This is a genomic window from Kurthia sibirica, assembly GCF_003143975.1.
Lineage (GTDB): Bacteria > Bacillota > Bacilli > Bacillales_A > Planococcaceae > Kurthia > Kurthia sibirica.
The window spans coordinates 48,261-72,112 of sequence record NZ_QFVR01000013.1; the positions used below are offsets into that span (position 1 = coordinate 48,261).

General features: G+C 34.5%; 19 protein-coding genes. 5 read left to right on the plus strand and 14 right to left on the minus strand.

Translation table 11 applies throughout. From position 1 onward, the window contains the following. Window positions 1-93 precede the first annotated feature (93 nt). Both DEX24_RS10490 and DEX24_RS10495 read left to right on the plus strand, forming a co-directional pair. Complete coding sequence (locus tag DEX24_RS10490) at window positions 94-4,791, plus strand: isopeptide-forming domain-containing fimbrial protein (RefSeq protein WP_109306389.1); 4,698 nt, start codon at window positions 94-96, stop codon at window positions 4,789-4,791. Window positions 4,792-5,399: 608 nt separating this feature from the next. After that, complete coding sequence (locus DEX24_RS10495; protein WP_109306390.1) at window positions 5,400-6,599, plus strand: Abi family protein; 1,200 nt, start codon at window positions 5,400-5,402, stop codon at window positions 6,597-6,599. A gap of 175 nt (window positions 6,600-6,774) precedes the next feature. On the opposite strand, the gene DEX24_RS10500 is transcribed toward DEX24_RS10495, so the two are convergent. From DEX24_RS10500 to DEX24_RS10525, 6 genes are all read right to left on the minus strand, one after another. Continuing rightward, window positions 6,775-7,401: a rhomboid family intramembrane serine protease gene (locus tag DEX24_RS10500; protein ID WP_109306391.1), complete on the minus strand. Its 627-nt coding sequence runs from the start codon at window positions 7,399-7,401 to the stop codon at window positions 6,775-6,777. Between the two features lie 56 nt (window positions 7,402-7,457). Next, window positions 7,458-7,859: a hypothetical protein gene (locus tag DEX24_RS10505; RefSeq protein ID WP_109306392.1), complete on the minus strand. Its 402-nt coding sequence runs from the start codon at window positions 7,857-7,859 to the stop codon at window positions 7,458-7,460. A gap of 24 nt (window positions 7,860-7,883) precedes the next feature. Further along, window positions 7,884-8,486: a hypothetical protein gene (locus tag DEX24_RS10510; RefSeq protein ID WP_109306393.1), complete on the minus strand. Its 603-nt coding sequence runs from the start codon at window positions 8,484-8,486 to the stop codon at window positions 7,884-7,886. Between the two features lie 20 nt (window positions 8,487-8,506). Beyond that, the gene (locus DEX24_RS10515) at window positions 8,507-9,127 is read right to left on the minus strand and encodes a hypothetical protein (RefSeq protein ID WP_109306394.1); all 621 of its coding nucleotides are present in this window, start codon (window positions 9,125-9,127) and stop codon (window positions 8,507-8,509) included. 16 nt (window positions 9,128-9,143) lie between these two features. After that, the gene (locus DEX24_RS10520; protein ID WP_109306395.1) at window positions 9,144-9,827 is read right to left on the minus strand and encodes a class A sortase; all 684 of its coding nucleotides are present in this window, start codon (window positions 9,825-9,827) and stop codon (window positions 9,144-9,146) included. A 138-nt stretch (window positions 9,828-9,965) separates the two neighbouring features. After that, the gene (locus tag DEX24_RS10525; RefSeq protein WP_109306396.1) at window positions 9,966-10,802 is read right to left on the minus strand and encodes a hypothetical protein; all 837 of its coding nucleotides are present in this window, start codon (window positions 10,800-10,802) and stop codon (window positions 9,966-9,968) included. Window positions 10,803-11,184: 382 nt separating this feature from the next. Between DEX24_RS10525 and DEX24_RS10530 the strand changes: the two genes are divergently transcribed. Further along, window positions 11,185-11,766, plus strand: coding sequence for a DUF1643 domain-containing protein (locus DEX24_RS10530; RefSeq protein WP_109306397.1), 582 nt, complete (start codon window positions 11,185-11,187; stop codon window positions 11,764-11,766). A 435-nt stretch (window positions 11,767-12,201) separates the two neighbouring features. Beyond that, complete coding sequence (locus DEX24_RS10535; protein ID WP_109306398.1) at window positions 12,202-13,344, plus strand: hypothetical protein; 1,143 nt, start codon at window positions 12,202-12,204, stop codon at window positions 13,342-13,344. Window positions 13,345-13,383: 39 nt separating this feature from the next. Here DEX24_RS10535 and DEX24_RS10540 read toward each other — a convergent pair whose 3' ends face one another. The 6 genes from DEX24_RS10540 to DEX24_RS10565 form a co-directional block, all read right to left on the minus strand. After that, window positions 13,384-14,661, minus strand: a complete 1,278-nt coding sequence (locus DEX24_RS10540) for a hypothetical protein (protein WP_109306399.1) — start codon at window positions 14,659-14,661, stop codon at window positions 13,384-13,386. A gap of 77 nt (window positions 14,662-14,738) precedes the next feature. Further along, the gene (locus DEX24_RS10545; protein ID WP_109306400.1) at window positions 14,739-15,140 is read right to left on the minus strand and encodes a hypothetical protein; all 402 of its coding nucleotides are present in this window, start codon (window positions 15,138-15,140) and stop codon (window positions 14,739-14,741) included. Between the two features lie 15 nt (window positions 15,141-15,155). Continuing rightward, window positions 15,156-15,569: a hypothetical protein gene (locus DEX24_RS10550; protein ID WP_109306401.1), complete on the minus strand. Its 414-nt coding sequence runs from the start codon at window positions 15,567-15,569 to the stop codon at window positions 15,156-15,158. Between the two features lie 60 nt (window positions 15,570-15,629). Further along, on the minus strand, window positions 15,630-16,451 hold the full coding sequence (locus DEX24_RS10555; protein WP_109306402.1) for a CPBP family intramembrane glutamic endopeptidase: 822 nt from the start codon (window positions 16,449-16,451) through the stop codon (window positions 15,630-15,632). A gap of 5 nt (window positions 16,452-16,456) precedes the next feature. Further along, entirely contained in the window at window positions 16,457-16,843 is a 387-nt protein-coding gene (locus DEX24_RS10560) for a hypothetical protein (RefSeq protein ID WP_109306403.1), read from the minus strand. An 11-nt stretch (window positions 16,844-16,854) separates the two neighbouring features. Next, a complete protein-coding gene (locus DEX24_RS10565) occupies window positions 16,855-17,688 on the minus strand; it encodes an MBL fold metallo-hydrolase (RefSeq protein ID WP_109306404.1) in 834 nt (277 codons plus the stop codon). A gap of 272 nt (window positions 17,689-17,960) precedes the next feature. Here DEX24_RS10565 and DEX24_RS10570 point away from each other — a divergent pair, with 272 nt between their 5' ends. Continuing rightward, entirely contained in the window at window positions 17,961-18,407 is a 447-nt protein-coding gene (locus DEX24_RS10570) for a hypothetical protein (RefSeq protein ID WP_109306405.1), read from the plus strand. Between the two features lie 50 nt (window positions 18,408-18,457). On the opposite strand, the gene DEX24_RS10575 is transcribed toward DEX24_RS10570, so the two are convergent. Both DEX24_RS10575 and DEX24_RS10580 read right to left on the minus strand, forming a co-directional pair. Next, window positions 18,458-21,796 (minus strand): UvrD-helicase domain-containing protein, encoded by a 3,339-nt coding sequence (locus DEX24_RS10575; RefSeq protein WP_109306406.1) that lies wholly within the window; start codon window positions 21,794-21,796, stop codon window positions 18,458-18,460. A 155-nt stretch (window positions 21,797-21,951) separates the two neighbouring features. Then, window positions 21,952-23,844, minus strand: coding sequence for an AAA family ATPase (locus DEX24_RS10580; protein ID WP_109306407.1), 1,893 nt, complete (start codon window positions 23,842-23,844; stop codon window positions 21,952-21,954). Window positions 23,845-23,852: the final 8 nt, after the last annotated feature.

Genomic DNA, 23,852 nt, shown 5'->3' on the forward strand with positions numbered 1-23,852 from the left:
GTTTTTAAATGCTTTAAAACAGCTTGTATATAGTGATTTCGTTTTATATAATAGTTTCGTGGTGTAAGACTATTTTAGAAACGGAGTGTTAAAATGATTAAACAAAACGAAAAGACAAAAAAAGGTTTTAATAAATTCCCTCTCTACTCAAAACAATCCCTATTATCAGTTGGTTTTCTTGGTGCAATGGCATTAGGATTAACAACTACCCCTAATACACAAGCTGAAGCGAAAACCAAAACAGACGAACCTTCAATTTTAGAATCAGACAGAGTGGAAGTGGCTGAAGATGATTCTGTAATCGATCCTAAATTTGAATTCATCGCAAAATTCACGAAAAACACGAAAATAAAACCATTCGGTGAAGGTAGCGAAGTCATTAATTACAGTACGGTTTGGGTTAATCCTCCCGATTCAGATAAAGGGAAAATCGGTGTGATTTACGAAAATGTAGGTTACTTTAAAGGTAGACAAATTGACTTAAAAATTACGGTAAATGATTGGGAACCATATTTAACAACACCCGAAGAATTGAAATTTTCATATACAAATCGTTCTATCGGACATAAAACAGGTGGGTATAGCAGCTTGAATCAAACGTGGGAGCTAGTTGACCATGAAACAGGAAAGGCTGCTCCAATGAAGGGTATTTATTATACGATTACAGATATTGACTCATATCAATCGGTTCGTATGTCTGAAAATATGATGAAAAAAGTTGATTCGATTTGGGTAACTAAAAGTACATCTGTTCAATTTTATGAAACGAAAGGTAAATTCTATGAATTAGGTTATTTCGCGAGTGATAATTTTGAAACAGATGATCCTGACGCTTGGGCTACGTTATTAATTAATTCAAATAAATTTACGTTCGATTGGAAACGTGATTATGAATCATCTGGTATTCCAGTAACGCAACTATATCCACAAAAGCTTACAGGTACACAATACTTTGGTTATACGGATGTGAAGCCAGCACGTACAGGTATTCCGACACCGACTAAAGCTGTTGAAGATGATGATGAAACACCATCGCTTGATAATAAGCTCGACACATGGGACCAAGAGTACAAATATATAATTTCTCAATCTGTGCCAAATGAAAAAAATAAATTTTATTACGATTCATTTTCTATCGAAGATGATGTCATTCCAGAACTTCAATTTGATGAAAAAACTATTCGCGTATTGAATGATGAAAATGATGATGTAACTGATATGTTCACAAATAAATCAAGCGGTCAGAAAGTTTCAATGATTGCACGTCCTACGTCTTTAAAAAAGGCAGATTTTTATGGTACGGTTTATCGAGTAGTGTTTGAAGCGAGTATTAAAGAAGGTAAGACACCAGCTGATTTAAAGGAAGCTGGCTATGAAATCGGTACTGGTTTTGAGTTACCGAATACAGCTAAAGCGATTGTGAATGACAAAGAACTGCAAACAAATAACACGCTAACATTTGTCCCTAAATTAGTAGATACCAAAATTGAGAAATTCAATATTGATGAAGATAATAAAAAAACAAAAGATGAGGTATTAGTTCAAGAGAAAGGCTTACATACCTATGAATTAGATGTTTCTATTGGTAATGATAAAGCTCTTGATAAATTAGTTATTTCAGATGACCTAGAGGACGTATTAGATTTAAAATCAATCAAAGTGATGGACGGAAAAACAGACGTTACTAAAAGTGGCAAGCTTGTTATTGACGAGGAAAAAGAATCATTTACATGGACGGCTAATAAACCGAGTGACTTTATTGGTAAAACATTAAAAGTAATGGTAGAAGCTCAAATGAAATCTGAACAAAACCTTGCCCCTTATGTAGTAGATGATAAGCCGACTCTAAAAGACGAAAATGGTTCAACTGAAGAACCATCGGAAACACCGAAAAAGGTTTCGATTCCAAATACGGCAAATTTAGCGATAAATAACGATAAAAAAATAGTGTCGAATAAGGTAACAATTACAACTCCACCAACAGAAGATGCAGCTGAAAAATATAATGTCCGTAAAAAAGATAATGTACTGACAAAAGCCATGCAATTAGTTGAACAAGGTACGTCACATGAATATGAATTAATTTATACAGTTCGTAATACGGCTGAATTAACTTCACTGGTTTTACAAGATGATTTAGAAAACGTCTATAACCTAAAAGAAGTAACGATTAAAAATGGTGACAAAGACGTTACGGATCAAGGGACGTTAAAACTCGATGAAAAAACTCAAAAATTCACTTGGGAAGCGAACGAGCCGATGGATTGGGTTGGTAAAAAATTAAATGCACATATTAAAGCAGATATGCAAAAAAACGTGTCATTTGATGGCTACTTACAAGACGGGAAAATCATTGTACCGAATAAAGGTGAAATGATTACGAAAACAGCAGGAAAAGAAAAAAGCGAAACCGATACAGTGACAACCGTAACGAATAACGTCAATGTAAATGTGCCGCTTTTAGATTCATCTATCGAGAAATTTAACTTGGTGAATGATGAGCTGACAAAAGAATCAGTTGAAGTAAAACCGAAGGAACACCATGATTATGAATTGAAATTTAATATCGCCAATTCAAAAAAATTAGAAAAAATCATTTTAAAAGATGATTTAGAAAATGTCTTAGATTTAGAGAGCGTTAAAATCTTCAATGGTGATAAAGATATTACAAAAGAAGGTAAGTTAGTATTAGATAAAAAAGAAGAATCATTCACTTGGACGGCTACAAACCCTAGCAAATATGCGGGTGAAGAATTAACTGCGATTATCGGTGCGACATTGAAAGAAAACGTGGACTTCACAGGTTACTTAAATGATGGTGGTGATATTGCTATCCCGAACGTAGGGGAAATGATTCTAAATGAAGGTACTGGTAAGAATGAGTTACTAAAATCAAATCGAGTAGATATTAATACACCGATTACTGATTCAAAAGCTGATAAATTCAATGTTATTGATGGTAAACCAACGCATGAAGAAGGAAACGTTGAAGATGGTGGAAGTCACGCATATCAATTAGATTTCGAGATTACTAATGCCAAAGAATTAACGAAATTAGTATTAGATGATGATTTAGAGGACGTTCTGACACCAACAAAAGCGACAGTGATGATGGACGGCAAAGATATTACCGAAGATGGTAAGTTAAGCATTGACGAAGAAACATCACACGTTACATGGGAAGCGAATGAGCCACAAAAATACGCTGCTAAAAAATTATCACTAATGATTGAAGCAGATTTGAAGCATAATGCAGATTTAACACCGTACCTTCAAGAAGATGGTTCGATTAAAATTCCAAATACAGGTCATTTAATCATTAATGATGGTGAAGAAGATATTCCAACACCACCAGTTGATATTACGACTCCCGGTTTAGAAACAACGGTTGAAAAATTCAACATTGCTGGTGAAAATGAAGTAACCGATTTATTATCAAAAGATTTATTCACTGAACCAACTGACGGTGATGAAGAAGTAACCGATCCAAACGAAGGTGACGGTGAAGTGACTGAACCAACTGAACCAAATGAAGGTGATGGGGAAGTTGAAAAAAATCCTCGTCAAACAAAAGCTGATGAAGAAGTGACTGAACCAACTGAACCGAGTGATGGCGATGGCGATAAAGAATTTGAAGGTATTAACAATGTCGTAAAAGTACCAAACGGTGGGAAACATGAATATGAAGTCGTTTATAAAGTTACGAATAAAGAGAATATCGATTCACTTTCTGTAGCAGATGATTTAGAGGACGTTCTGAATTTAGAGGATGTGAAAATCTTTGTAGATGATAAGGACGTTACCGAAGAAGGTACACTTGAAATGGACGATGCAACAGAAGCCTTTACATGGACTCCTAAGAAACCAAAAGAGTATGTGGGTAAAGAGATTCATGTACGCGTTCAATCGTCTTTAAAAACGAATAAGAGCCTTCAATCGTACACGAATGAAGATGGGCTTGTGTTGATTCCGAATACGGCTAATATCACTGTAAATGATAAGCAAACTGACTCAAATACAGTTGGTATTACAACTACGCCACTTGAAACAAGTGTTCAAAAATTCAATAACATTGATGAAGGCGAAAATAAAGATGAATTAACGGAATCGACAATGCAAGTAAAACGTGGTGATAAACATAAATACACGTTGATTTATAGCGTTTCAAATGCAGATGATTTAGATAGCTTAGAGCTTTCGGATGATTTAGAGGACGTTTTAGATATTAATGATGTGAAAGTATTCGTGAAAAATGGTGATAAAGAAAGAGAAATCACTAAAGCGGGTGAATTAACAATTGATAAAGAAGCAGAGTCATTTGTTTGGAAAGCGAAAGAGCCAAATAAATATGTAGGACAGGTATTGAAAGTAGAAGTCGGTTCTACAGTTAAAAAAGACGCTGATTTAAGCAATTACAAAGACAATATCATTCCGAATACGGCTTATATTTCAGTGAATGATAACGAGCCGATTGCTTCAAATACGGTTGAAATTACAACAGATGAAGCACCAGAGCCGATTCCAACAGAAGTAACGCCACCAGCTGAAGTCATTCCTCCTAAAAATACAGAAAAAGAGAAAGATCCAGTTGAAGTGACAATTGAGAAAATTGAAAAAGAGAAACAGGAGCAAAAAGAAGGAACGCTCGCTCAAACAGGGCGTGATTCGAAAAAATGGTTATTCCAAATGCTCGGAATGGTCGCAGGTGCATCGACACTTGTCTTAGGTGGCTTATATGCTTACCTACGCAAGAAACGTAAAGATGAAGAACAAGAAGATGAATTTTTATAAGATAGTTTAAAAAGAGCTTGGGACAGAATAGCTTCCTCTTCTTTTTAAAAGTTCTAAACAAGAGGCATGAATCGCATTAAATAGCGATTCATGCCTTTCTTATTCTCAGTGGATTGATTAATTTCTATACTTCTGTCCCAGGTTCTTTTTCATTTGTATCTAATGTGAACCGAAATGGTCTAGCGTCAGAAAAATGTGGATTTACAACATTGAACCCATTGTTAACAAAAGTATATATATTAACCTTTACTCTTTACAGAATCACTTCCATTTGTTCAGCTTTTGCAAATATCTCGTCAAATGTAAGTTTCTCATCTTCTAACATAATACAATAACGTAAACCGTTTTCATCCTATTGAATGGATTTGGAAAATTGCACCGTATCCGTTGGGCTGAAAATAGATAATGTAAAGGTAGGTGCACCGTCTTTTAGAGCAGGGAAAGTTGATGCAACAGTGGATTTATGAGGAGATTACATCGTTGAAAGAAGAACGCGGACGATAAGGAAAAGGATTTAATACAACGTCCTGTAATATATTAATTTAAACAATATTTCAAAGAAGGAAACAAAAATATTTGTTATAATAAGATAAAAAGGAGGGACTGGAATGCCAGCAGATAAAGAATTTCAAAGTGTCTATGACCAACTGCGTTTATTGAAAGCAAGGGGATTACAATTCTCTTCTTATAAAGAATCAAAGCAGCAACTCCTGTCTAAAGGTTATTTTGATTTGATTAATGGTTTCGAAACATTATTATTAGACAAGCCTAAAAATCCTCCAAAAACTTATACAGATCAACATTTTAATGATTTTGTAGAGTTATATGAATTTGATTCACAACTCTCCACAATGATTTTTTCGAAAATTTCAGAGTTTGAAACGAAATTAAAAACAGCAATTGCTTATTATTTTACTAAAAGTCATTGTGCTACGTTGAAAGATAACAATAACTATATTGATATAGAAAATTATAGAATTCCTAATGAAACCGATGGCCCAGCTGAATATGTTTCTTATTTTAAAAAGCATAAATTGTTCAGAAAAGATAATTACTTTGATGGGAAATTTAGAGGGACATTTGATGGAATCGTTATTTTTAATACGTCTAAAAACAAAACAATTTTGAAAGGCCGTTTTACTGGGCGATTTGGTTCAACCTCAATTCGAGAAGTAAAAGATGGGACGTTAACGTTTTTTAATAATCGACAAGCGCGTCTTTTATCAAACATTCATGCATCGACAACAGTTTCAAATACGACTATTTCAATAAAACTGGATATTTCAAAAGAGCGTATATATGGACTGAATTTTATCGACGATTGTAAGATTCGTTTTAATTATGTGAATGAATATAATAATCCGCCTTTTTGGGTAACGATAAAGACATTAATGTTGAATGATATTTTAGTGTTAATGTATGGCTTGGATAAAAGAATATTTAACGAAATCTTAAAAAGCTTTGATATGAAGCCGAATGATAAAGAAAAATTCTTAAATTCAATCGCTATTTTAAAGGAACTTCGAAATACATGTGCTCATTTTGAGTTGGTTAATCGATTTAGAACATCTAGTAAGACGGCCATTAATGCTCGCTTGACAGCAGAATTAAATTTAAAGCCTATGAGAAGCCAATATGAGATTCGATTATTTGACACATTAAAGCTTTTAAAACAATTCGTTGATATGGATGACATTCAAAAATATGTTTCGGATTATTATGATTTCCTTAGTAAGAGTGATCGATTGCCATTAGCAACAAAATTATTCAATCGAATGGGGAATCCTAATATATATGAATGGACTTGATTTTGTTGGGTATCTATGCTATGATTAGTACATAAAATAACATGTAGCCAAGACGGCGTGTCAAGCTATTGCAGCTTGCTAAATGTCCCTAACGACCTTTCCTCAATGGAAAGGTCGTTTTGTATTTCCAAAAGTAAATATATTGTCCACGTGTGCTTTTCCGTCTTTTCCATGCTTAATGTTGTAAATTCACGTTTTTCTGATGAAAATCCCAAATACCGTACATACAACCGATTAGATAACCAGTGCCATGAACAAATATCGAACCATTTCCAGCAGTTGCTACGTCCATTTTTATTTGGTCGCTCAAATAGATAATGAAGATAGCGATGAAAAGCACGTATTTAAGTTGTAAGAAGGTTTTTAACGATAATAGAACTCGTGTTAAGGCGAAACTTACAAGAGCATATACGCCCCCAGAAGCCCCTATTAGATAAACGGTCTGTTCATGGAAACCAAGTGTGTACGTTATTTTGAAAATAATCGCTCCAATAATTGCAGATATGCCAATTACTCGTACTTGTATTTCAGATGATACATACGTTTTGAAAGGGGCTAGATTCAGCATAAGTGAAGCAGCGCTCAATAAGATTAGATTATTAATCAAATGCAAGGTGTTCGCATGAAACAAAAAGTAAAACAAACTTAGAAATACATGAAAATAACCAAGTTCGGTGAAATGCACATTAAATGATACGAAAGATAGGGCATTAAAATAATTTGCTAATGTGTAGGCGAGTATTAGGAGCAGAACGAATAGATAGGGGAAATTCCGTACTGCTTGATTTTGTTTAAGTTTCATCGGTTCTTCCTTTCGAAAAAAAGAGTGCTGCCGACTTTAGATCGGCCACACTCTTTTTAGTTAGGATTCAAAATAGACTTTCCGTTGAAGTAACCTTCAATGGGAATTTGCATATAGACCATAGCGTTTACTATTCTTTTTCTACGTGTTGCATTTTGTCTAATTAGACCAGGGTTTTTCGTGCGAATCGTTACATAGGATGTTTTTTCATCATTTTCAATCAATTGCTGATAAAGTTTATTGGAAATATTCGTTTCAATTGAACCGTATGACGATACTAAAAATCGAACAAATGTAGCTCGCTCAATATCAACATAATTTATACCTTTTTTTTTATAATCACTCTTATTACGGTGGAGTATGTTCATACCATTTCCGTTCTGAATAAAATTATCAATGGACTGTAATACAACGTCATGGACTGGGTAGTTTAATTGTTCTTTTTTTAACGGGTTCATTCCTCTAAATCCTTTCGGTACTGATTAGTTATAAGGCTTGTAATCTTTGATTCGTTCCATTTTTTCAATCGTTTTACCATCGTTGGAAACAGTGATATAGAAGGAATCAGTACGTTTTCTTAATCGGTCTTTATCTTTAATTTCAATCGTGTCATCTTTTGTATAAGGTATGACTTTTACAGTTGTTAAGTAGCGACGCTTTTCTTTCATTTGATAAATACTAATGGAATCAAATAAACTTTTCTTGCTAGATCCATCAATGAAACTGTTACCTGTTACGTCTTTATCTTCAGGCATATAAGTATTGAAGAAATATTTCGCTTTTACGATAGATTCCATTTCTTTTCGTGTTGCTTGATATTCAGAACCATTTTTAAATGTAGTTGCTTTTACAAATACACTTTCGATTAGCTTGTTGTCACCTTGTACGATAAGGCTAGGAGCACCGCTATTGTCGATAGCGAGTTCTTTGTTTTGTAGCTTTTTATCTAAACTCGCAACATTCTCTTTGTTTTCGGTATATTCTTTGACTGCTTGATTGTATCGTTCATTTGATTGCACTTTATGATTCACTGCAAACCCAACAACAATGATACAAACTGCTAATAGAATGACTTTAATTTTCATCAGTGAAACCTCATCTCTTGTTATTGGTCTTGGTCGTGGTGATTAGCTGAATTTTTAAAGAAATCTTCATTTTCAGTTTCAGAACCAATTTTCGTTACATTCTTACGCTCGATTGAAAATTTCTTTATATCTGTGTAGTAAATCAATTCAAAAGTTCGAGTTAAATCACCGTTTTTATTGTAATAAGCAATCATTACGGGAAGCTCACCTACGGATGTTGCTGAATTTTTAAAGATTTCTGCGGTCCATCGAGGGTTATTAACGAATGGTCCATCTAAAAATGATTCATTTTCGGGGTTCTTGAAAAAATTAGCGATAGATTCATTTAGTTCTGCATAAGCAACCGATTGAACCTTTTCAGTTTGATATACGCCATCTACAAACGTCATATCCAGTAATTCTTTCTCTTTCTTGATTAGGCTTTTTAATCGTTTTTCCATTTCATTGTATTGATCAGGAATCTTACTGATGTCACCTTTATGATTTTCTTCAATTTGTTTCATTTCAATTTGTTGTGCGACTGCTTTTTTACTCATCGTTTCAATGGCTGCTTCATCTGCTTTTGCTGATTGAAACATGGAAAAGGACGCTATGACTGATACTAAAACAGTTGCACCGATAATTTTGTTACTTTTACTCAATTCGTCCACCTCTTTCTTATTTAGCGACACCTTGAACAAGGTATCGATTTTGACCGTCTAATGTACAAGTGATAAGCGATAACATTTTTTCGTTTTTCTGAATTGCGTCATCATCTTGAATGGATTGAATATTGGTCGGTTTGATAATTTTAATACTGTTAATCGTGTATGTTTGTTTCTTACCTTTGTACTGAACCGTTACATCATGCCCCTTTAATTGTGTGATTCGAGAAAAGAGAACAGGATTTTTCGTATTCATGTTATGTCCTGCAAGTGCAAAGTTACCGACTTTGTTTAAATGTTGGTTCGGTTTTAACGTACCAACTCCAACGGCTAACTTTTCAGTTGAAAACCCTTCTAATATCGGTAAATTTAATTCAATAGAAGGTGCTTGGATTGTACCGACTACTTGCTTTTTAATGGCTTCTAAATTAGAAGAAGCGTCGTGTATTTCTTGATTCGTTAAGTTTTTCAATTCAGCGTCATAACTAATAGATGATGCGCCGTTTTCGTTAGTTGATTGTGAATCAAAGATAAGCTGACTTCTTTCGGGATCGTATGAATCGACTAATTCAGCTCCAGTATCTTTAATCGTTGCTTGTGCTTTCTGTTCATCGAAATAGAGGAATAACATTGCTCCAACCGATAAAATAAGGCAAGAAAATATAAAAACTATGAATAGTCCTAGCTTTTTATTCATAAAACCTTTAAAACCTCCATTCAAATGATATTTTTCATCATTATAACATAGTTGATTTTTGTGTGATATATACAAATGTGATTTTAAGGTTTGGTAAAAAAATACACCACAATCCAAAGAATTGTGGTGTATTTTTAATTAGTCTTTCGGTGGGTTCTTATATTTCACTAATTTAAGTGCCGAAGCTTCAACCCAACCACGTATGTCTTTCGTTACTTGTGTATCGTAATAATTCACACCATTGTATGTTTGTGAACCATAAACACGTTCAGTTCCAGCATCGTAATCAACATTCCATCTCCAGTTATCAAAATCACCTAACGTTGGATAGATATGAGAAATTTTATTTGATTGATAGAAATAGTTCTTTGTATCATATTCGATTTCAACATATTTCCCGAATGGGCTTTCAGCAACTTTCTTTAGATATTTCGCGTTTAAATAGCCACGAACTTTTCCGTCGTTCATATATAAGAATTTCTGACCGTTAAATGTACGATAACCTTTAAATTTGATTTTTGTACCCTTTTTAACGTGTTTGATTTGTTTAATATTTGTTGACGTACCCGCCTCTGCTCGTAAAATCATACCAGCAGTTAATTTATAATCAGCTTTCTTCATATCTACATAGTTAGACGTTTTCACCTTTTTGAAATACTTGTTACTGATGAAGCCTTTGTATGTTTTACCAGCTGATGTTTTGTAAGTAATATAAGCAAATGAATTTTTACCGATATTATAAACTTTTGTACGTTTTACTTTAGAACCCTTCGGAACTTTGGTGATCTTCTTCGTTGATTCTTTAAAATCAGCTTTTTGGCGTAACATTAAGTTTTGAGTTGTTTGGTACTCGGTTTTATATGACTCAATCGTAGTAGCTGCTTTTGCTTCGATTGGTTGGATTGCGTTCGCTCCAAAAGATGATACAAACAACGCTCCTGTTAATGCTGTTGCCATAACTAATTTGTTCTTCATAATTCAATTCCTTCTTTCATTTTTTAGTTTTTTTACATTCTTTTCAATTGATAGAACGATTTATAATTGATAAAAAGCTCTATAATCTCCACAAGACCTACTCAAAAAAGAAGTTTTGAAAAGAAAAAAGGCCCATTTGGAATAAATGAGCCATTTTTCGAAAAGTCCCGAAGGGAATATTTCTTTTTTCAGTGGCAGACATAAGACTGCCACCTCAAAACAATGTAAATTGTTTTGATTGGTTTTAATTATAGAAAAAGAAGGACACTTTCCTTCTTTTGAATAAAAGTAACAATTTCCCATTTTTGATGTTAAAATTTATCTATGTTTTCGAGTTTAAGATAATGATTAATAAATATAGGAACGGAAGGTTGTTAATTGCATGAATTATTATTTCAAAGAGTATGTAGATAGTAGAAGTTTAAATATTTGTCCTAGTGATGCGAATGAATTGAATCACAGATATTCTATAGAAATTCCATTTATAAATAGAAGTAGTGATAATCCAGTTGCTTATGTGGTTTGCAAAAACCCTAGTAAAGCGGGATTAATAGAGAATAATAGAGTAAAGTCCGATAAGACTGCGAATAAATTATCTAAATATTTCTATGAAAGAGGATATTCGAAATTGGTTATTTTGAATTTAGCGAGTGTCTATGCTACGGATCTTGGCACGTATTCACATGCTTCTATTCGGGACTTGGTAAATGTTCGAGAAAATAATCAAGAACTTCGTAAGCAACTTAGCCGATTCAGACCAGAAATCGATACAGTCGCAGTTGGTTGGGGGATGAAAAATAAAATTAAAGGTTCAAAAGTTGATTACGACCAAAGAATTGATGAGGTGTTGGAAATTATAAAATGTTATACAGAGAAAATTCATAAATACCCTTCTGAATTAAGTTATCCAATACACCCTGCAAACAGTGGAGGGTGGAATAATGAAGAATTAGTTTTATTTTAAATTTTACTCCTATAGTAAAAACACTAAAAAAACGTCGATACAACGAAGTGTGAGAAAGCTCTCAAACCTTGTTATATCAACGTTTCCGGATATTTTTAAGTTGCGTTATGCAGTGAAGAATAGTATAATAATATGTAACAAATACATAAATGAACGTAAAAAAAAGCAACTAATAACGAGATTTAAGTCGGATTGCAGTCCTTCTAAAATCGCTTCACGTATCCTGAACATACGCTACAACTTTTTCATTTCTAGTTACTTTAATTTAAGTTTGATGCTGCCAATCAATCGAATTGATTAGCTTTATAGCCTTATTTTACTAAGTATTTGGCTATTTTTCAAGTATCAAATTTCTTTTTGGTGACTTTAAAAGACAGGTTTGTATCGTAATCGATACGAATTTGTCTTTTTTTCGTTTCAAAAGGAGCAACTTCAATGAAAAAAGAATACTTAACATATGACATCAACCCTTTAAAATTCAAGGAATTAGGGGTATTTGAATCAGTAGCCGAATTTAATAAGCATTATGAAATGACGATGGGCGATTTAAAAAAATATTTAGTAGGAGCACGATACGAGTTTTTACATATGTTGAAGAAATATATGTGTAAAGTGCCTGGTCTAGCGAACGCTACTTACAAAACAGTCATTGATCAAGCAAATACAAAGAAAAAAGTTACGTCTAAAACAACGGTAACGAATTTAATGCCACTACTTGAAAAATTCGGCATTATTAAAATGTATGAAACGAAGAATTCGAGAACAAATTTAAAGAGTGCGAATATCATTGTTTGGCAAAAATACGATACTGAAAATACGAAAGCCTTTATCGAATTTTTGGAGAACCCATCATCTGCTAAAAATGAAGTGGCGACAAAGACAACAATTACGGAGAAATTGAACTCGTTTGTTAAAGAAGGAATTACTTTTACAACGTCATTTTGCGAGGTCACTAAAAGCAAAAATCTCGTAACCCAACCGTTACCCAATGAGGTGACATTAAACAAACAATCTTTAAACAATTCTTTAAACAAAAAAGAATTAAACAAAAAAGATGAAAAGATTAAAACAGTAGAACAGGAACCTAAAGAGAAAGAAACGAAAGAACAAAAATCGGTTACACCCGTTTTACGTGATAACCTTTCTCTTTCAAGTTATGAAAATGAAGTTCAAGACCTTCAAAATCAATTTCCTTTAATCGGCATTAAGTGGATTAAATCAACGTTTACAAAAGCCTTAGAAGGCTTTAAAAGAGGTTCGATAGGGAATATCATGGGCTATGTATTCGGTGCTGCTAAAAAATTTAATGAGCGATTAACAAGCGAAGCTGTTGAAAATGCACTCGAAGGTTTTAATCTTACTGGTAACAATAATTCACCTAAAAAAATAAATCAGCAACGTGCAATTCCAAGTTATATCGGAACGAGCGAAAAACCTACTAATTCTGTTGAAGAAATGGAGCGTTTGTACAAAAAAAGTAAAGCAACAAGCCATACGGAATTAGCTGTGACGACTGAAAAGCCAAAAAAAATGAATATTGATGAACTGGTGGCAAATTATCAAGCGAGTACACGCTAAAAAAAAGACACACCAATGAAGGTATGTCTTAGTAAACCGCTATAAATCAATGATATAACGAACGGTTTTCATCACTTTATCAACGTCTGTTCCCACATTTTGTCCGAATACCGTATTGCTATCGGTTAATTTGTGGAATAAATCATAAAGGACTGCCATTTTCGTGCGTTCATTCGTTGCGAGATTTCGATATTCGGGGTTTAAAGTCGATAATTCGGCTAACCATGCAAATTCATTTGTTGCTTGTGGGCGAGCAAAGGCTTCTTGTTGATTAAACATTGTCACGTTTTGAGGTGGTTGTTGTTGATTCCACTGTTGCTGAACGGGTGGCTGCTGATTCATCTGATTCATCTGATTCAACTGCTCCTGTTCGGATTGTGACGGTTGAGCCTGTTGTTGTTGCTGAAGTAGTCGTTGTTGTTCTAACTGCTCCTGTTTCAAGCGTTCTTGCTCTTGTCGTTGAATTTCAGCTTGTTTCTGTGCTTTATCTAAGTCGATATAGTAGGACTGACGAGCAAGGAAATTTTCATTTGTTGGATTGTGAAGGAAGTCGTTCAATAGATTTTGTTGATTCTGCATAGCAAGACCATGACGATTTTCTTCAATTTGGAGTAAATTCTGGTTAATCATATTCATTTCATTATTTACTTCGGTACGATGCTTGTCAGTTACTTTAAAGCTCTTAGCACCCGTTACGAGCTTAGGATTACGAATACGGAAGGTACTGAAATCAGCAAGTGATGGAGCGATACGTGAAATGGCGTCAAACGTTTGGATCGTTGCATCAAATACAGGGCGTAAATCTTCCCAGTGTTGGTTGATACGGTGTGCTCGAATATCTTCTTTTAACTTTTTGGTATCTTTATCAATCTTCTCTAAGGCTTCAAAACCTGCTTCTGCGAGTTTTGAATCAAGTTGGCTAATATTTGTGTCACGCATAGCGTCAAATTCCTTACGGACGCTTTTACGAGCCTCTGCGACTAACTTACGCAACTTTTGTGCTTCAGCTAACTCTTTCATGTTGGTATCGAGTTCATCTTCTTGAATTGTCGCAATATCCATATTCGTTAAACGTTCAACGGATTGGACCATTTCAGAAATTTGATTGAGTGCAAGTGAAAATTCGTCCGTAACTTGAATGGCGTTACCTTTCATAAGTGATACGGACATTAATTCATTCAACTCGTGCTGAACGAGTACGGGTTGTAAAGCAACCGTTTCATTCTGTTCATTCAATTGGGCTTCGATAACAACATTTTCAACTTCAGGGAAGGTGAGTTGATTATTATTGATTGGATTCGTTTCATTTGTATTCATAAAATCACCTTTCTTTCTTTGGATTAAAATAAGATAACCGCAAGCAAAATAGCATGAGCGATTATCTTATAAGTTCATTAATATTGATCGAATAGTAGTTCTACGTCATTTTCATCTGCATTTTCGATTTCTTCTTCATAAATCGCTACACCTAATTCATACGAGTAAATACCAGCTTGGAAATCACCGTCTGTTGGTTTATTCGATTCGACATTATTATCGAAAAAATATTCAAATTCCAGTTGAGGATAGGTTTTGGCTAAGGTCGTTATATCATCGACAATAGGTGCGTCTGTGATGCCTTCAATGGTAAGAATACCGTACTTTTCTTGAACAATTGAAAGGTCGTATTTGCTACCAGTAGCCGTTTTAAACGGTTCGTTTTTCAATTGTAATTCCTTGTGCAAATCTTTCAATTCGCTGACTAATTCAAGCGAATATCCAGCAATAACTAAGGCATTATTGTATTTAAACTTCATTTCGATTACTCCCTTTCACCAAATGGTAGATAAAAAGCTAGGATATTCAAGTTCATTTTCACCTTCAAAGGTATCTTCTGAAATTAACTCGCGTTCTTGATAGATTCTTCTACCAGCTAACAACAATTCATTATTACGATAACAATACTCGTAATCGAATTGAGGATAGGTCATCACCAATTCGTCAATTAATGTCGCAATATGCGAGTCTTTCGTTTTGAATGAAGCATTGAGTTGAGCGAAGCCATCATCTGTATCAAATTCAAACTTTGAATAGAAGCAGTAGGTTTTATTTTCAAATCGAGTTAAACCATTTTGAGCTTTCGTTAAAAATACATCACGATATAGATTCTTCAGTTCGTTCACATAATTGCTCCGAATGATTAAAGTGTTTTGTACAGAAATGGTAACTGGTAATATGTTTGGCATTTTATCACTCCATTTTTTTTAAATTTGTTACATAGAAAAAACGATAGCGGCCACTGTCAGTTACAAGTAACTGACAAGTGCTGCTATCGCATTATTTAGTATATGAATACCGATACTGTAGCGTAATTTACCTGTTTTTACATAAACAAAAGTAAATACGACTGCGGGTATCAGATAACGTATAAAACTAAGAGCTAAAATTGAAAATGATTTCCAATCCATTGCACTTAGAAAATCACTAAATTCTCCAGTAACGTGTAATCCAGTGAACAAGCTCGCTGAGTAAACAGCGCGTAAATAAAACCATCGTTTGGGTTGTAGTTTAGTGCCAATTGCTAGATAGCGAAAAAGCACTTCTTCTACAATTGGAGCAAATAAAACGGTTAAGATGAACATATAGATTAAAAAGTCTGTATTAACATTAGCTAATTGATTCAAGTTTTCTTGATTTTGTGTGACTTTTTCTACTTTTATATGAAAAGTGGTGATGATCCAACTTGTAAATAGACCATTCAGTAGGGCAAACATACGAATAACGAGGTAAGGGATAAGTACATATAAAAAGAATTGGTTAATGTTGCGATTGATTTTACAGAGATGTCCCTTAGCCCCAAACCATGAGTGTAATTCAATCGTTCCGTCTAAATTAGGTTTCTTGGTACGGTCTTTAATAAGAGCGAAAAGAAACAGTACACCAATCACTAAGGCAACACCTGTTACAAGTAATGTGATATAGTGTTCCTCTAATAATTGCATAAAGGTAAACTGCTGAAACATTTGCCAAGCAGAATAAAGGAAACCTAATGACAGTAAAACGATAATATAACGAAAAATATTCTCGGTGCGTGTTCGATTTTCACTAACATCAATTAGAGTATTCATACGCGTTACATTCCATTTTCTTTTGTTTTAGACTGTTTTTTAGCGAAAGACCAATTCAATTTAAAGAAAATAGCATAGATACCTAATAGGAAAATACCTGATGCAACAGTCGTCATGTAGTTTAGTCTTGCACTATCTGCAAAGTAACTCACATTTGTTTTGTCCGTTAAAGTTAGAGCTAAATTAGTAATCATGCCGTCCACGATATTGAGTGGAAGTGACGCGAGAAATAGGATACCAATAGCTTTTAAGAATTGCAGGGCATAGAATCGAATTTTACGCGTCCAGACCTTCTCCTTTTTATCCTCCTTCACCTTCGTATCTTTCATACGAGCGATTAAACTAATCTTAGCTGCCTTACTTTTCGTGTTCATCTTATCAATTTTATTCATCAAAAAACTCCTTATTTTATAAACTGATTCAACGTTCCGTATGTGCCACTTGAATGTAGTGGAATAAAGTAACCATCATCAGATAAATATTTTTGTACATATTGCCATGCAGCTTGTTCGCTAATGTGTCGCAAGTTACCCTTTGCTCGAATATCATTCGGATCAAGGCGTAACGCTTCATGCAATAATTCTTCATCGTAATTTGCTTCGAGGAAGATTAAATTAAATGGATTGTCTTTATAGTGCGGTAATCCATCGGTTTCACCAGTGACATCACGATACAAATTATCTAAATCGGATGCGTAGAGAAGGTGAAGTGACAATTGTGGAACGTTCAGTTCAATCGCAATGTTTGTGATGTCGCCATGTTTCGTAATGTGTGGAATAAATTCAACATCAACTAAATCTCTTGTCTTTAAATGGGTATGACAAACGTTCATAAATCGTAAATTATCATTGGTTGTATAAAGACGGAGAATATCTTGCTTTATGCGATGACTAAAACTTTCAGACATGATTGCATGAGCCATACGTTTTGTAATCAGAACCTTAATATGCGGATAGATTTTTAAAATCTTTAAAAGCGTAGAAGGGTTCAAATGGTCGCCATGTTCGTGCGTCAAGATAATGTAGTCAACATCGTTGAAAAACTCTAAATTGTACTCTGTATAGCGTTTAAAAGGTAATCCTAAATCAATTAAGAGATGCAAATTTTTAATATAGACCGAATTTCCTTTGCTGGACGTACCAAAAATATGAACAGGAAGTAATCTGTCATGTTTTTGACTTCTGAAACGGTCATATACGATAGGGATTTGCTCTAAAAACATTTCATTATTTTTCACTTTAGATTGTCACCTCGCTCGGTTATTATAACAAAAATATCGCATAAACTAAATAAAAACTAGAATAGTTCTATATTTATTTATTTAAACTCTTTTAAATCAATAAATATAAGAACTTTTATTTAGTTTTAAATACACTTTTAAAACTCTGCACTAATGCAGAACTAAAAAGTAAAAAATTATCATTTTTACCTTGTTTTTATCATTTCGTTACTGTATAATCATATTTAACAAGAACAAAAGTTCGTATTTTATACAAAGGAGTGGGCGAAATGACAAACAATCAAACAATCGACGCAATCAGAAAAGAATGGGAAGCAGAAAAAGGGTTCTTACTTATAGATGATGTAGCTGGCACAATTAATGGTTCATTTAGAGGTGCTTTTGTATCGTTCTTAATTAAAAAACCGCTGGAAACGATAACTGCTGCGGAGCTTAAAACATTACGTTCGGTACTAATGTCTGGTGGATCTAGTTACATCGTATTTGATTCCAATTCATGGACGACAATCAAACGTGAATTAGACGGCTTTAGTCGTGTTGATTTCTCGGTATCTATTCCAAATGAACGCTATATCAATGAATCTTATGCAGACCGTTTTAACGAAGTTATTGAGCTAGGAGCAGGGTATATCAAATTGATTCCAATGTGCGTTGAAGAAGAAGAAGCGATGTTTAAAAAAGCTGAAGTATTACCTGAAGGTTTTATCCCGATGTAACTTCATAGCAAGTAAAAAAACCTGTATCTAAAATAGATACAGGTTTTTTGCTATTCTTCTTCTTCACCGTCATCATAAGTTGTAACACCAGCTGATAAACCTTGTGCTTCACGATCAATTCGTAACTTAGCCGTCTTAATCGGTGTTCCATACATACCTACTAAGTCCGAAGTCGCTACTTTACTTAATCCGATAGCGTCATTTAGCTCAATGATGAATTCAGATTCTTTTGCTCGTGTTAGAGCTACACCATATAAACGAAGTGTTTCCTGTTTTTTCGCAGTTTTACGCATACTATTGTAAATTACGACTGTATGAGGAAATTCCAATCCTTTTGCACTATGAATCGTAGTTAAAATGATAGGTACACTCGAATAATCTTTAGTTGCATTTGTTTGTTTATTTAAAAAGTTAGCCATTGCATTTAAACGAATTTCTTCATCAATCAATGCTTGGATAACAAAGCCATTTAGCATACGTTTATCTGAATTACCGACTAAAATTTCATGCTTAGTAGCTGCTACACCACCTAATGATAAAATCTTATTCAATACACGTTCAACATATGATGGAACAAATGCTTTCGCTTTATTTTTGAAACTTTCTAAGATTTGGTCGCAAAAGTAATCTTTCAGTTCATTTTCATAGTTTTGCGTTACATCAAAGTCGATTAATTCTTCATACTTTTTATTAATGATGTCACTCAATTGGCATTTCGGTTTTTCACGAGTTGTTACAATACGCTCCATTTGCGTGTTGTGTAAGCCATGTAGCGATAGTAATTCACCAATACTTTCTTCTAATATGTCCAGTTCTTTTCGTGTATGTGACATAAAGGCAACTTGCTCGCCATTACGAACACGCGATAAAAACCAATCGCTAAAATCAGCATTTTCTTGAATGAATCTACCTAACGTTTCATTTTGTTTGCGTTCATTTTTATGATCACCATGCATTACATATTTAATTTTGATAGCTTTATCAATATCTTGTTGTGTAACGGGTGCTAAACTATTCGATTGTAATTGAATTTTAGCGATTTTATTCGCGTCAATTACTTGTAAGAACTGATTCGCATAGTTTAAGATGGCTTGTTTTGAACGATAATTCGTTGTTAATCGGAACGACTCGAACACACCAGACGCTTCAATTGCAGTTAAGAATCGAGGGTTGGAATTTCGGAATTCATACAATGTTTGACTTCCGTCACCAATAATCATCATATTCATTTTACGAATCGTTACGAGTGATAACAGTAAAATGTATTCAAATGTGCTTATATCTTGGCTTTCATCTGTAATGATGAAGTCAATTTCATCGTATTCTACAGGAATTTGTAGAAGGTGTGGGCTATTCAGCAACATATTATAGATAACAATTGGTTGAAGCTCTAATGTTGTCTGATGAATCGAATTCATTAATGCCATCGCTTCTTCGTAGTATTCAGCAATGAAATTCGATAGTACCGATAATACGGCTGCTACATCGGGTTTTACGAAACCAGACGGAGATAATTGGTCCATTAATCCGATAAATAACTGTTTTGCCTCCATCATACGTTTCAGATTAAAGCGTTTAAATACATTCGCTTCAACATTGACGCAACTTAAAGCATTTTTAAATGTAGTCGGATGCGATAAGACTTGGTTGGGGAAAGTTAGCGAATAAATTTTATTAAATAAGTCACCTAGCGTAAGCGACTTGATATTCGGATAACGACTTGTGATATTTTGTGCGGCAGCATTGGTAAAACTAAGCACCATAGTACGTGATAAATCTTCGCCTTGTGCTTTTAAATATTCAAGTCGTCCAATCAGTGTATAAGATTTACCCGAACCCGCACCAGCTGATACGGTAGCAAGTGGTTCTGTTGTTGTAATAATCGCTTTTTGTTGCGTTGAATATTTTGGATCTTGCATGAAATCATCATGGACTTGTTGATTTCCAGCTTTAAATTGATACAACTGACCGTTTTTACGTTCCACATCAAGTAGGTACAGATTTTCCGATAACATTAAACGTAGTTGAGTAGACGATAGCTGACGTAGTTTAACATCAGACCAATCGAATATGGCTTGAAGCTCCTTCAGTTTCTTGTAGATACGGTTATAATCTTCAACGGTAACCCATGATTCTTCTAATGCTTCGATACGGCTAAACGTCAGTAAAGCGATATGAACAAGTTGAGCCGATTTATCTGTATCAATTCGATACGCCACGCGATTTCTAGCAACTAAATCCATTAATTGAATTAACATATCCGTTGAGTGGTCACGAACATTTATAGCTTGATGTTCTAAAGCGTCACGTAAATTTTCATTCTCCATTAGCTCGACAAATCGTAGCATAATGTTTGGACTATCTGTTGGATCGTTCAAGATACTTAATTCCACCAGTTTAGTTAAATTATCAAGAATGAGCGCTTTCGCTTTTGAATTTTGTTCAAAGCCTTTCGTTGGAATACGAATAATAAAGACTTTATCTTTTTGGTTCTTCATCAGATTGATAACTGCGTTCAGATTAGCCGTTAATTGATTGAAATGAATAACGTAAGCCTTATCTGGAGTTAATTGATTCATCGCTAATTCATTTGGATAAAAAGCGATATTTGTTGTTGGTGCAAAGAAGTAATCGAATTTCTCCGTTTTCTTCGGTTTCGGTGGAGCAGTTGGGTTCTTTTTATCTAATTCATCTTTGACGATAACTGTACGATTCTTTGAAATGTACGTTACTTCCGTTTTCGTAAAGACTTGGTGTGTTCTCTGTACATTCGGCACAAATAAAGTGTTCCATGTATCTTTCAATGTCATTTCTTCTTTATTTGTTAATTTTCCATTTTGTTTCATAATATCTTCTAATTCAACTGCATTTTCAGCGATATTTTTCAATTCTTTTAGGTTAAATAAATCACTTGTAGCCGATACTTCTACAGGATTATTTGAATTATTGTGTTTCACGAAAAACTCGTCAAAATGCGATGTATAAAGACTTGGAGCAATTACTGACATTTCTTCAGTCACACAACCATTTCCATTAAATTCTGTGCGTGTCGAATTTAAGCGTTCAATATACGTGTTCGGTTTCTTCAGTTCTGCTTTTAAAATATCGCCTGGATATTGGATGAAGTCACCTTTCTTCGGTACAAATTTCTTGAAACCGAATTTAAACCCTGTTTTATCACCATGTAAGTGCGGTGTTAAAGAAGAATTGTCTTTAACATTAGCGAACAAATGGTTTAAGTAACCTACTTTACCGTAACCATTCCCAGTTAATTTTAAATCAAATAAAGCTGGTGTTACGCGTGGTTTATCCATTCGTGTCCCGAATAGGTTCTCCATTAAATCATCGTTTGTTCCAACATTTGTTGTTTCGTTTAAGTCGATTGGCATATCAATTAACACCTTCCATTGTTTATTACGTCAGTGACGTTTTAATTTAATTACAAACAACTGACTGGTGTTGGCTCTTTCTAAAAGAGAGCCGACACTTTTTAAACAAAAAAAGAAGGGCTATCTAGTTGTTTTCAACTAGATAGCCCTTTTGGTTATACCTTTGTTAATTCAATTGGCAATTCCTCGACTAACAGATTTTCAATCCATTCTTCGATGCTGCGTTCAGCAGGTCTACCATTTAGTAACGGATCATACGTTTCTTTAGCAAGTGCATCTATTTCTTCATAATCCGTATCTAATTCAGCGATAGGGAAGTCATAAATATCCTGTGTTTCCGTAATTTCTTTCGTTACTTTTTGATATTTCAATTTCAGTATCACTTTATATTCATCTAATGTTAAAGGTAAGAATGGAATAATGTCTGTGAAACGGTTCAATAGTTCAGGACGAATATCATTCGATAAGGCTTGAATCAATTCGTCTGTATTGGACTCGGACATTAAATTATCGCCACCAAAACCAATACGATTTTTCGTCAATACCTCTACACCCGCATTAGTTGTCGCAATGACAATCGCTTGGTTAAACAGAATTGTATTTCCACGATTCGTTTGTAGTTCTCCCTCGTCAAGAGCTTGCATGAAAGCCAATTGTACCGTTTGATGTGCCTTTTCAAATTCATCAAGGAGCACCACTTGATACGGATTTTCTTCCAGTTTATCTAATGGTAGTGGTCGTTTGGAATTCGAGCCGATATAACCCTCACCAGCACCTAATAAACGCGTCAATGACGTTCCATCTTGATATTCATTCAGATTAATATGAATAAATTGGTTTTCATTCTGGAATAATACTTTAGCAATTGTTTTCGCCATTTCGGTTTTACCCGTACCAGTTGGTCCCGTAAATAGTAAGGTCATTGGGCGTTTCGCTTCTCTAAATGCGAGAACTTTACGTTTTAACTTAGGAACAATACTTTCAATCGCTTTATGCTGCCCTTTAATGTGTTGCTTAATTTCGGGTTCAATACGAGCAATATCGACTGTTCCGTTGGTATTTGAGCCATTTGATGCGATATTACGAGCCACCTGTTTTATTAAATCAATGTTTAATATCATAGGGGATTGACCGTTAATTGTCGCAAATGCAGTCGGATTGGCAATGCTTAATTTAATCCAATTCGAGCGCAATTGACTCACCGATGTGTCTAATAAAGACAAAGCATTATTTGGTCGAGCCATATAAATAAAGTGTTGATTCGCTTGTGCTACGATTTGAGGGTAAAGCGATTCGGGAATGACGACTTTTAGTTTCTGCTCCAAGTCTTTTGCGAAACCCTCTAGCACTTCACACGTTTGGCTATTTGTTAAAGATTTTAGCGCGTATTTCATAAAACGTCGCTTAATTGCTCGGTCTTTTTCGATACTTAAACGTGCCTCTTGCGTAGTCGTACTAAGGATAAATCGAGTTTGGTTCTGACCTAATATCGGCTTTAATCCCTCTGCTACTTTCGACAGAATCGGATCGTTGTCACCATATAAACGATGAGCTTCATCTAAATAGAAAATAGCGTTTTTGCCACAATCATCAATGAACTCGATAAGTTGCTTGATACGTTCTTCTACATCACCAGCATATTTCGCTCCTGCTACGATACGATGTAAGTCTAATTCGTACAGTTTAATACCGTCACCTAGCATTTGCGTGACATACGTTTTACCTTTTAGTAAACGTCCGATTTCTCGGATAATGGCGGTTTTACCGACACCAGCTTCACCTAATAGCAACACATTGGATTGGCGAGTATTACTTAAAATCGTGACAATACGCTCAATATCTTCATCACGATAAAGGATTTTATCATGTTTATTGGAAGCAGTATGGTCGATAATGAAGTCGGATGGCTCTGGTCCTGTTTGTACATTCATACCGTTGAATTGTAGACCACCGTTACCACTTGTAACGCGTGAACCACCATTGCCATTGTTGTTGCTATCGTTATTTTCTTTTAACTTATCATCAGTAAAATCTTTAATATTCACCATAAATTATC